This is a genomic window from Asticcacaulis sp., assembly GCF_020217185.1.
Lineage (GTDB): Bacteria > Pseudomonadota > Alphaproteobacteria > Caulobacterales > Caulobacteraceae > Asticcacaulis.
This window is the reverse complement of record NZ_JAIWNX010000209.1, coordinates 1-10,000: the sequence shown is the minus strand read 5'-3', so window position 1 is coordinate 10,000 and position 10,000 is coordinate 1. Positions and strand designations below refer to the sequence as shown.

General features: G+C 60.8%; 14 protein-coding genes and 1 tRNA gene. 11 read left to right on the top strand and 4 right to left on the bottom strand.

The window, feature by feature from the left end:
- Together rlmJ and LDL37_RS10370 are read left to right on the top strand one after the other, a co-directional pair.
- Positions 1-856: 23S rRNA (adenine(2030)-N(6))-methyltransferase RlmJ (gene rlmJ / locus LDL37_RS10375; RefSeq protein ID WP_290797720.1), on the top strand; the 856-nt coding region annotated here is incomplete at its 5' end.
- A gap of 120 nt (positions 857-976) precedes the next feature.
- Positions 977-1,576, top strand: coding sequence for a hypothetical protein (locus tag LDL37_RS10370; RefSeq protein ID WP_290797717.1), 600 nt, complete (start codon positions 977-979; stop codon positions 1,574-1,576).
- Here LDL37_RS10370 and LDL37_RS10365 read toward each other — a convergent pair whose 3' ends face one another.
- Together LDL37_RS10365 and LDL37_RS10360 are read right to left on the bottom strand one after the other, a co-directional pair.
- Positions 1,577-2,497, bottom strand: coding sequence for an endonuclease/exonuclease/phosphatase family protein (locus LDL37_RS10365; RefSeq protein ID WP_290797715.1), 921 nt, complete (start codon positions 2,495-2,497; stop codon positions 1,577-1,579). It abuts the gene before it with no gap.
- 3 nt (positions 2,498-2,500) lie between these two features.
- Positions 2,501-2,818 (bottom strand): heavy metal-binding domain-containing protein, encoded by a 318-nt coding sequence (locus LDL37_RS10360; RefSeq protein ID WP_013478693.1) that lies wholly within the window; start codon positions 2,816-2,818, stop codon positions 2,501-2,503.
- Between the two features lie 85 nt (positions 2,819-2,903).
- Here LDL37_RS10360 and LDL37_RS10355 point away from each other — a divergent pair, with 85 nt between their 5' ends.
- Together LDL37_RS10355 and LDL37_RS10350 are read left to right on the top strand one after the other, a co-directional pair.
- Positions 2,904-3,404, top strand: coding sequence for a DUF4112 domain-containing protein (locus LDL37_RS10355; protein ID WP_126419990.1), 501 nt, complete (start codon positions 2,904-2,906; stop codon positions 3,402-3,404).
- A gap of 64 nt (positions 3,405-3,468) precedes the next feature.
- Complete coding sequence (locus LDL37_RS10350; RefSeq protein WP_290797710.1) at positions 3,469-4,770, top strand: DUF2793 domain-containing protein; 1,302 nt, start codon at positions 3,469-3,471, stop codon at positions 4,768-4,770.
- A gap of 1 nt (position 4,771) precedes the next feature.
- On the opposite strand, the gene LDL37_RS10345 is transcribed toward LDL37_RS10350, so the two are convergent.
- Entirely contained in the window at positions 4,772-5,857 is a 1,086-nt protein-coding gene (locus tag LDL37_RS10345; RefSeq protein ID WP_290797707.1) for a hypothetical protein, read from the bottom strand.
- A gap of 51 nt (positions 5,858-5,908) precedes the next feature.
- Positions 5,909-5,983, bottom strand: a tRNA-Thr gene (locus LDL37_RS10340).
- A gap of 117 nt (positions 5,984-6,100) precedes the next feature.
- On the opposite strand from LDL37_RS10340, the gene LDL37_RS10335 reads away from it, so the two are divergent.
- From LDL37_RS10335 to LDL37_RS10305, 7 genes are all read left to right on the top strand, one after another.
- Positions 6,101-6,244, top strand: coding sequence for a hypothetical protein (locus tag LDL37_RS10335; protein WP_290797703.1), 144 nt, complete (start codon positions 6,101-6,103; stop codon positions 6,242-6,244).
- Positions 6,245-6,363: 119 nt separating this feature from the next.
- Positions 6,364-7,665, top strand: a complete 1,302-nt coding sequence (murA, locus tag LDL37_RS10330; protein WP_290797700.1) for a UDP-N-acetylglucosamine 1-carboxyvinyltransferase — start codon at positions 6,364-6,366, stop codon at positions 7,663-7,665.
- A gap of 5 nt (positions 7,666-7,670) precedes the next feature.
- Complete coding sequence (locus LDL37_RS10325) at positions 7,671-8,123, top strand: DUF2948 family protein (protein ID WP_290797697.1); 453 nt, start codon at positions 7,671-7,673, stop codon at positions 8,121-8,123.
- Between the two features lie 2 nt (positions 8,124-8,125).
- Complete coding sequence (locus LDL37_RS10320; protein WP_290797694.1) at positions 8,126-8,581, top strand: UPF0262 family protein; 456 nt, start codon at positions 8,126-8,128, stop codon at positions 8,579-8,581.
- Between the two features lie 292 nt (positions 8,582-8,873).
- A complete protein-coding gene (locus tag LDL37_RS10315) occupies positions 8,874-9,401 on the top strand; it encodes a porin family protein (protein WP_290797691.1) in 528 nt (175 codons plus the stop codon).
- 173 nt (positions 9,402-9,574) lie between these two features.
- A complete protein-coding gene (infA, locus tag LDL37_RS10310; RefSeq protein WP_041658556.1) occupies positions 9,575-9,796 on the top strand; it encodes a translation initiation factor IF-1 in 222 nt (73 codons plus the stop codon).
- 32 nt (positions 9,797-9,828) lie between these two features.
- The coding region (locus LDL37_RS10305) for a Maf family protein (RefSeq protein ID WP_290797723.1) at positions 9,829-10,000 on the top strand (172 nt) is incomplete at its 3' end.

The following is a 10,000-nucleotide window of genomic DNA, read 5'->3' as shown; positions in this document are numbered from 1 at the left end:
TTTGAACTATCGCCACGGCTTCCACGCCGGGAACTTCGCCGACCTGTTCAAGCACGCGGTCCTGTTGAATTTTCTACGCGCCCTGCGTGAGACGGGGCAACCGCTTCAGGTGGTGGACAGCCACGCCGGGGCGGGTCAGTACGACCTGTCCGATCCGACCTTCTCGCGCTCCAAAGAGGCCGAGGCCGGAATCGGCTACCTGCTGGGGCGTGACGTGCCGCCAAGTCTCATCCCCCTGTCGGACTATGTGTGGGCCAAGAACCGCGCGGCCGGGTTCAAAACGCGCATCGGCCTCTATCCCGGCTCGCCGCTTCTGGTGCTCGACCATCTGACGGCGGAAGGTCACTATATGGGCTGCGAGCTGCGCAAGGACGATTACGAGCGCTTGCGGGAGACGGTGACGCCGCGCGGCAAGGCGCGCCATACGGATGGCTATGAGGCGGCGGTCGAAATGGCCGAACCGGACAAGGACCTGTTTTTGCTGATCGATCCGCCATTTGAGCAGTTCGAGGATTATGAGCGCATCAATCTGTGCCTGCGTGACGTGCTGAAAAAACAGTCCAACGCCAAGGCCCTGGTGTGGTTGCCGCTGAAAGACCTTGAAACCTTCGATCGCTTCCTGCGCCATATGGAATGCGAGCTTCTGGAGGACCAGACGGGGGAGGGCGGGCCGGACATTGCCGTGGCTGAACTGCGCCTGCGCCCGCTGACCCATCCGTTGAAGATGAATGGCTGCGCGCTGGTCACGGTCAATGCGCCGGCGTCGGTGGTCGAGGCCATGCGCGACATTGCCGGCGATCTGGCTCAGGTTTTTGCCGAACCGGGCGGCAAGGCGTCGGTGTGGACGTTGGATTAATCGCTGATCACGCGAATTTGCCCGCTTAGGGCGATGGGTCGCATAGGCGGCTGTGGATTTCTGTGTTAGTTTTGTGCGCTGCAATATTTTTTGAGCGCACGAGGCCACGAGATGTTGACCATGACGCAATCCGATCTGCCCCCGTTTTCCCTGCCCACCTCCGAAGAGATGAAAAACGCGACGGAGCGCCTGACCCATTTCTGGATCGGGGCCTGTTCGCCGATGTGGGTGCCGTTTTTTGCGGCAACCAGCTTTGGCGTTTCGGCGTGGATGCTGTCCGGCGTGCCGGCGCGACGCGCAGGCGGCAGCGACCTCTATAAGGACCTGCCCAAGGGCTTTGTCGATATGATGAGCCTGCGTCAGACCTGGTACAAGGCCAGCGAAGACGCTGCCCATGTGTTGGAAGAGGTCAATGAGGCCGTGCGTGAGGCCGCCGTTGCGCCTGTGATGGCGGCTATCGAGGTCGAGGACGCGGTTATGGATGCGCTTACCGAAGTGTCCGAGCCGGTAGAGATCGAACCTCAGCCGGTTTCCGAGTTTATCGCGGACCCTGCGCCCGAAATGGATGCCGTCGAAGCCGTTGAAACGGAAATCGCGTCTGCGACGTCCGAAGCGGAAACCGCTGATGATGTACTGCCGGAGCCGGTCGTCGAGCCCGCCTTTGAGCCGGTTCCGGTCGTCAAATCCGCGCCCAAGCGCCGTCCGGTGCCGCGGAAATAGTTATCCTGCGGGGTAAATATCCACCCGGATCGGACGGTGGTCGGAGCCGTAATAGGGGCCGGCCTTGCGATTGCGCAGGCTGAGCGCCTGACCGGCAAAGGCATTGTCGATGCCGATACGCAAGGGGGCGGGCAGGACCGCAGGCCACGTGCCGACCGCAGCCGGGGCCGCGAACACGCCCAGATTGCGACTGAAATCCATAAGACCTGAGGCTGAGGGGGTGGTGTTGAAATCCCCGACCAGCACCGTACGCTCCGGCTGTTCGTCGCGCAGGTCGGCGCCAAGCCGCTCCAGTTGGCGCGGTTGGTCGCCTGGTGCGCTGAACGGCCACGGGCGCGTCAGATGCGCTACGGCCAGATGAAACGCCCCCGCAGGTGCCGCGACCTCTACGGTCAGCAGGCTGTAACCAATGGGGCGGGCGCGCGGACGCGTCAGCGGGTAGCGCGAAAAGACGAACGTGTCGTAGCGGCGGGCCACGTGGGGATAGGTCTGGCGCAGTTTTGCTGCCAAGGTCGCTTCGGCCAGAGGCCCGGCTTCGACGATGGCCACGACATCGGGATTTTCCGTCCTGACCCAGTCAAGCAGTCGCTGCGGCGTCTCGTTCTTGGCGTACAGATTGGCGAAGATCAGCCGCACCGGCGCCGCTTCAGTATTGGGTTGCGGGTGCGGCGGGCTGATTTGCGGCCAGAAACTCAAAGCCAAAACACCCGCCGCCATCAGACTGATGAGGGCCGAGGCACGCTGACGCAACTGAATGAGCACAAAGGCTGCCGCTAAGGCCACGCTGAGCAGGGGCGCGGTGAAAATGTCGATCAGGTAGCCGCGCGCCCCGTGCGGGTCGAGCAGGCACACCGACCCCATGCCCAGCAGAGCGAGGCTGAGGATGAAGGCCAAAAACGAAAACAGTCTGAGAACCAGCAAGACTTAGCGCAGGACGACGGCGGTCCCGGAGCAGGTGACCATCAGCATGGTGCCCTGAGAGACGGTTTCATAGTCGAGATCGACGCCGACAATGGCGTTGGCCCCGCGTTGCGCAGCTTCTTCCTGCATTTCCTTCAGGGCGGCTTCGCGGGCGGCGCGCAGCACTTTTTCGTAGGAGCCGGAACGGCCGCCAATAATGTCGCGGATACCGGCAAACAGGTCGCGGAAGATATTGGCCCCCAGAATAGCCTCACCTGTGACGACGCCGATATAGGTGTCGATGCTGCGGCCTTCGACGCTGGGTGTGGTGGTGACGATCATGGTTAATTCCCCTAACGCATGTGATTGACGCATAACCCTGCTACAGGCAATGTCTAGCCATAACGGGCGAAGGGGAGCAAATGACATGTTTGTCAGGTCGGCCTATGACGTGCAGAAGGTTTATGACTCGGTTGGCACAATCAAACGCCTGTCGGATCGCATTATCGGCATCGGCCCGTTCAACCTGATCGGTCTTGACGGCCTTTTGGCGTGGCTCCCGTTTCCGATCGTTGGGGCGGTCTATTCGTTCGGGGCCTCCGCCTATATTCTGCTGAGCGGGTTTCGCGCCCGCATCAGTCCGGTCGCCTGGGTGCAGGCGGCCGTTGTTCTGGCGCTCGATCTGGGGATCAGCGGACTGGAGGAGGTGGCGCAACTTATCCTCCCGTTTTTCCCGGTGGGGGCGGTGGCCGATACCCTGTATCAGGGGCACCTCTACGCCTCGCATATCGTGCAAAAGGATATCGAAAAAACCCTTTATATCGAAGAAAGTGGCCGTGATGCCCACGCGTCGGGCCGCCACAAAGAGCATCTGGCGACGATGAAGGCGACCAAGGGCAAGAAGCGCCTCGTCTATCTTTTGCCCTGAAATCTATCCCCGCCGTGACATTCGGGCGGACACTGACAGGCACCATTGTCGATGAGGCCCGAACGTGTCCCTGCAAAACACCCCCGCCCTTGGCCTGCCCCTGCTGCAAGCGGGACAGGCGCAAAAACATATTACCCTTAATGAAAGCCTGTGGCGGCTCGATGCCCTTGCGCAGGCTCGCGTCAAAAGCCGCGCAGTCGGCGCGCAACCCGCCACGCCGCAGGAGGGCGACGCCTATATCCTGCCCGCAGGCGCATCCGGCGTGACCTGGGATGACTTCGATGCCGGTGATTTTGTCGTCTATCAGGGCGGTTACTGGGACCTCCTCAGCCTGCCCGAAGGGGCGCTGGTGCACGTGGCCGATGAAGGCGGCTTTGTGGCGCGCGTGTCGAGCGGCTGGGTGCTGCTTCAAGCCACGTTTAACGCCTTACAAAACCTTCAGCGCTTAGGGGTTAGCGCGACAGCTGACGCCACCAACCGTCTGTCGGTCTCTAGCCCGCAGGTCCTGTTCAACCACGCCGGGGGCGGCAGCCTGCTCTATGGCAACAAGGCCGCAGAGACAGATGAGGCGGGCCTTGTCTTTCAGACCGGTTTTTCGTCGCGCGCCCTGCTGGGGACGCTGGGGTCGGACAATCTGACGCTTAAGGTCTCACCGGACGGGTCCGTGTTTCACACCGTGCTGAGCGTGGACCGCAATACGGGGCATACCACCTTTCACACCCACACCCGTCTGAGGTCGTTTTCCATCGGCACGGCCTGGGGCGGGGTTTATGAACCGGGATGCTTCTATTCTGATCCCAATTGGGGCTTTCTGATGCGGGCGGCCGAACCCGACCCGGTGGCGGATGATTTTGTCCTTATCGACGGGTACGGCAAACACCTGCTGCGTTGCGGCAATGGCCGCGGGGCAGTGGAAAATGCCCTGAAACCGGGTTTTGATAACAACAAATCGCTGGGTACGGCCAGTTTGCGCTGGTCGCAAGTGTTTGTCGCCTCCGGTACGATCAGCACTTCGGATGCCCGGCTGAAAGCCGAGGTCCTCTCTGCGCCCGCCATTCTTGAGGCCGAGGCCCGCGCTGCCTCGCGCATCCGCGGCGTGTTACGCACGTATCAGTGGCTTTCGGCCATTGCAGTCAAAGGTGAAGCGGGGGCGCGCTGGCATTTCGGGGTGTTTGCGCAGGAGGTGCGCGATATTCTCAGTGAGGAAGGGCTTGAGGCCGCGCGCTATGGCTTCTTCTGCGAGGACGAGCGATATGAGGAGATTTTCGATCCGGACACCGGGGCGCGCCTTGAGGTCATCCCGGCCGGGACGCAACTGGGCGTGCGCTATGACGAACTGATCCTGTTTCTGCTAAAATATACGTAAGTTATTGACGGCTGTTCAGATGATGCGCCCAGTTGAAGAACTCACCCGCTGTTTGTGCCAGTTCCCGCTCAGCCAGTAAGGCCACGGCTTTACTGGCCATGCGTTTACGGTGCTGGTTGACGGTGCGTGCGCGCTTCATGCGTTCGAATATCTGCGCGAACACCTTTTCCAGGCAGAAGGCCGGATCGACCTCACGACGCGCAGCCTGACGTGCGGCCTTGGTATAGCCATTCACCAATTCTTCAGCGATTTCAACCGCCTCAAGCCGGCGTTCGCAGCACAGGCCGCTGAAATTACGGGACTTTACCGTAGCAAAATTGTCGTCGAGCAGCCAGCCGGGGCCACCGAAGTGGTCATAGACATAAACCGGTCGTCGGGCTCTCAGGGCGTAGGGAATGGTCTTGCCAATACTTACAACCGCATCCGCCGAAATAATGTCCTCTGGCGTCACCCGTTGATGGCGGCGATCACCTGCAACGCCCAGATGGATAACCTCAATGGCCGCCGCCTGAAGCAGGGACTGAGCGATCACAAGCTCTGGCGGCGCGTGGTTTGAGACGATGAGCAACCGGCGCAGCCGTTCGGCCGGAACAGGCGCCTCATCTTCAAAACCAGCAGGGGCCGGGTTGCGATAGATGGAGACGTTTTTCGCGGGCAAACCGCGCTTAACCACGCGCTCTACCCCCAACTCTGAAGGTACGATAAACATTTGCCCCAGCAGTGGCTCGGCCACTACGCCGGGCTGAGCGTAGGACCAGGTCTTGTCCAGATGGGCAAAGACGAAAAAGCTCGATCTGACCTCTTTTTCAGAGGGCGAATAGTCGAGCACAGCTTCAAGGCGGTTCTGCAACCACACCAGATCATACTCGAAGGGCCTGGCCTGATCCGGGCGTTCTATAATACGAAGGCCCGACGTCAAAGCATGGCTCAGCATGGGTTCGCCAAAGTACCAGGCGGTCAGATCGACTTCCCAGCCTTGCGATATAAGGTATTCGGCGGCTTCCAGAATGACAAGTTCAGAGCCCGCGACCATTTGAAACGCTGCATTTCCGAACAGCGCGCGTTTGACAGGTTTTGCCGGCATCAAAGCAACTCCCGGATATGGCGAAGGCCCGGTCGTTTCCGAACCGGGCCTTCATGGTGCCGTATGGCAGGATTGAACTGCCGACCTCAGCCTTACCAAGGATGCGCTCTACCACTGAGCTAATACGGCTGAACCGGTGTGAACACCGGCTGAGGACGGGGCTAATACCCAAACCGGGGCCAAACGCAAAGCGAAAAGTGCATTTTTCGCTCGCTTTTTGTGGATGGAACGCTAAATCACCGCCTTATGAGCGACTCTCCGAATAAAAATCCCAAAGACGAGAAGGCCGAGCGCCTCAATGCCGCCCTGCGCGCCAATCTGCAGCGGCGCAAGGCCGCCGCGCGGCGGCCGGAGCCTGCACCGATCCGTGAGGACGACGCGAAAAACTAGCTGTTGCACCTGCGGCCCGGTGATGTAGAACGCCAAATCCATTTCATTTCCAAAGCCCTGAATCGGGGTGGCCCGTTGGCAGAAATGAAAGTTCAGAACATTCGGATCAGGCGTACTCAATGGATCGTATTGCGTTGGAAGGCGGCGTGCCGCTCAAGGGGGATATTCCCGTCAGCGGAGCCAAGAATTCCGCGATCAAGCTCATGGCGGCGTCGCTGCTGACCTCTGAGCCGGTGCGCCTGACCAATATGCCGCGTCTGGCCGATACGCGCCTGCTGGGTCGCCTGCTGCAACGCTTTGGCACGCAGATCACCGAAACCAACGGACCGGACGGGCATCAGGAAACGCTGCTGCACACGCCGGAAATCACCTCAGCCTTCGCGCCCTACGATCTGGTGCGTCAGATGCGCGCCTCGTTCAACGTGCTGGGGCCGCTTCTGGCGCGCACGGGCCATGCCAAGGTGTCGCTGCCCGGCGGCTGTACCATCGGCGCGCGTCCGGTCGATCTGCACCTCAAGGCGCTGGAGGCGCTGGGGGCCCATATCGACATGCACGAAGGCTATGTCTTCGCTCAGGCACCGCGCGGCCTTAAGGGGGCGGAGATCGAGTTTCCCTTCGTTTCGGTCGGCGCGACGGAGCACGCCCTGATGGCGGCGGCTCTGGCGCACGGCACGACGGTGTTCAAAAATGCCGCCTGTGAGCCGGAAATCGTCGATCTGGCGGAATGTCTGAACGCCATGGGGGCGAAGATCAGCGGGGCCGGGACGCCGACCATTGTCGTCGAAGGCGTCACTGCGTTGAAGGGCACCGACTGGGCGGTCATCTGCGACCGTATCGAAGCCGGCACCTACGCGCTGGCCGGGGCGGCCATGCCGGGCAGTGAGGTGCGCCTGACGAAGGTGCGCCCGGAACTGATCGGTATTTTGCTCGACAAGATGCGTGAGGCGGGCTGCGAGATCGAAACGACGGCCGATACAGTGACCATCCGTCGCGGTCAGGGTCGCCTGAAAGCCGTCGATATCACCACCGAAGTCTATCCGGGCTTTGCCACCGACCTTCAGGCGCAGTTTATGGCCCTGATGACTCTGGCCGAAGGCGAGTCCACGGTGCGCGAAACCATCTTTGAAAACCGCTTCATGCATGTGCCGGAACTGGGGCGACTGGGGGCCAGTATCTCGGTCCAGCACGGCGGCGAAGCGAAGGTGACGGGCGTTGAGGAACTGCGCGGGGCGCAGGTCATGGCGACCGATCTGCGCGCTTCGGCCTGTCTGATCATCGCCGGGCTGGCGGCGCGCGGTGAGACGGTCGTCAACCGCGTCTATCACCTCGATCGTGGTTTCGAGAACCTTGAGGGCAAGCTGTCGGCCTGCGGGGCCAATATCCGCCGTATCAAGGGCAATGACCCGATTGAGGAAGAATAAGCCTCATGTTTGGGTGGTTTCACAAAAAGCCGAAACCGCTCCGTCTTCTCGCGCAGAGCGAAGAGGACGTGGTGCCGCTGAGCGCGCTGTTGCAGGATGCGGCCTTGCGCGGCGAAGACGTGCGCTATGATGCGCGCGCCCGCGCCCTGACCCTGCGCTTCAATCGCTTTTGCCATGAACACAAGAGCCGCACGCCGTTGCGCGCCGCCTGTGCCTTGCAGATCGGCTCGATCACCGGTCTTCAGTCGCGCGGTTTCGACGTGCAGCGCCCGCCGCAGGGCATGACCATCCTGCATCTGGCCACCGAACCGCTCGAAGCCCCGGCCTGCCACCTCTATCTGCGCTTTGCGGGCAAGGCCGCTGCCGAACTGAAGATCGAGGTCGAGGCCGTCGATCTTCTGCTTATGGACCTCGCCGCGCCCCATCGCGCCCGTTCGACCCCCAGCCACCCGGTGTAATCATGAAACTGGCCCGTATCGACATCGACTCCGACAGCCTGGCTTCGCCGTCGCCGGAGGTGGAGCATGAGCGTCAGGTCGCCATGTTCGACCTGATCGAAAAAAACAGCTTCAAACCCGAAGGTGGCGCGGCGGAAAAATACGATCTGCGACTGGCCTATGAGGACGGGCGTCTGGTCTTCGACGTCACGGGTGAGGGCTACGCTAAAAAATTCATGCTGTCCTTCACGCCGCTCAAGCCGATCATGAAGGACTACGCCATGATCTGCGAAAGCTATTATGAGGCGCTGAAAAACGCCACGGTGGGGCAGATCGAGTCGATCGACATGGGCCGTCGCGGTATTCATAATGACGGCGCGGACCTCCTGACCGAGCGTCTGGCCGGCAAGATCGAAATTGATCATGAAACGGCGCGGCGTCTGTTTACCCTGATCCATGCCCTGCATCTGCGGGGTTAATTGCTCCGTGTGGTGATAAAACACAGGTGTGGCTGAAAAGCCGCGAAGCACCTAATTCGTTGGAAATGAATGATCGTTCATTTTGAGTTCATCAAGATGGCGGTTTTGCCGCAATCTCCTATTAAATTTATGTTTTTCTTGTAAAAAGGTCCAGAAATGGCCTTTGAGGCGGCCCAATGCGGCCCCTTTGCGGAGCGATTGTTGTTTGGTCGCTGGGGCATCTCCCCCGGCAGACAACAACGAGTGCGGTTCATGAAAATCGCACGGCACACGAAGACAATAGGAGTTCACTATGAAGACCATGCTCATGGCTACTGCCGCTCTGGCTGCCGCTGCTTTCGGCGCGTCCACGGCCTCCGCGCAGTCCCTGTCGCAGCCCGAAGTGTATGGCTCGATCGGTGCGACCGCCACGAATAACAACAAGTCCGACTCCAGCCTCAACTCGATGAATGCGCGCCTTGGCACCAAGCTCACCCCGCACTTCGGCGTTGAGGGCGAGCTGGCCGCCGGCACCAACGGCGACACGACCAATTCGGGCCGTTACAAGCTGACCAACAAGAAGGCCGCCTACGCCGTGGGCTTCCTGCCGGTATCGGAACGCGTTGAGCTTATCGGCCGCGTCGGTGTCTCGGACACCAAGCTGAAGAATTATAACAACTCGCCGATCGCCGAAGACGGCACGGCGCTGGATGTCGGTGTCGGCGCGCAGATGAAGCTCAACGACGCTTACGCCATCCGCGGCGACTATACCCGCTCGGCCTTCAAGGATGACCGCGGTAATGCCGACAACCTGTCGGTCAGCGTGGTACGCAAGTTTTAATTTGCACCTTGCAAGTTAACCAAGGATCGGCGGAGTTCCGAAAGGGGCTCCGCCTTTTCACGCGCGCTTTCCCTCTTTCCTCTGAACCCGTTTGGGTATAAAGGGAGCGCCACTGATTTTCATGGGCGACATCGCACGACGATTCGCCCTTTTCCCTTTCCATGTGGGGCCGAATGGCAAAAGAAGAACTGTTGGAGTTTGCGGGTACCGTTGTCGAGCTTCTGCCGAACGCGACATTCCGCGTGACGCTCGAAGACTCGGGTCATGAAATCATCGCGCACACCGCGGGCAAGATGCGCAAGAACCGCATCCGCGTGCTGGCCGGTGACCGTATCATGGTCGAAATGACGCCCTATGACCTGACCAAGGGCCGCATCACTTACCGGTTCAAATAGGTGTTGGCCGCTACACGTAAGGGGCGCGCCTGATGCTGCCCCTTATTCTGGCCAGCGCCAGTCCCCGCCGTGTGGACCTGCTGGCCCAGATCGGCCTGAAACCCGATCGTATCCTTCCTTCCGACATTGATGAAACGCCGCTGAAGGCCGAGACCCCGCGCGAACTGGCCGGGCGTTTGTCGCGCGCCAAGGCCGAGGCCGTGG

Bases quoted from the DNA above. Each gene is read 5' to 3' on its own strand.
- LDL37_RS10370 (WP_290797717.1), top strand. From the start codon at position 977: ATGACGCAATCCGATCTGCCCCCGTTTTCCCTGCCCACCTCCGAAGAG.
- LDL37_RS10360 (WP_013478693.1), bottom strand. From the start codon at position 2,818: ATGATCGTCACCACCACACCCAGCGTCGAAGGCCGCAGCATCGACACC.
- LDL37_RS10355 (WP_126419990.1), top strand. From the start codon at position 2,904: ATGTTTGTCAGGTCGGCCTATGACGTGCAGAAGGTTTATGACTCGGTT.
- LDL37_RS10335 (WP_290797703.1), top strand. From the start codon at position 6,101: ATGAGCGACTCTCCGAATAAAAATCCCAAAGACGAGAAGGCCGAGCGC.
- murA (WP_290797700.1), top strand. From the start codon at position 6,364: ATGGATCGTATTGCGTTGGAAGGCGGCGTGCCGCTCAAGGGGGATATT.
- LDL37_RS10325 (WP_290797697.1), top strand. From the start codon at position 7,671: ATGTTTGGGTGGTTTCACAAAAAGCCGAAACCGCTCCGTCTTCTCGCG.
- LDL37_RS10320 (WP_290797694.1), top strand. From the start codon at position 8,126: ATGAAACTGGCCCGTATCGACATCGACTCCGACAGCCTGGCTTCGCCG.
- LDL37_RS10315 (WP_290797691.1), top strand. From the start codon at position 8,874: ATGAAGACCATGCTCATGGCTACTGCCGCTCTGGCTGCCGCTGCTTTC.
- infA (WP_041658556.1), top strand. From the start codon at position 9,575: ATGGCAAAAGAAGAACTGTTGGAGTTTGCGGGTACCGTTGTCGAGCTT.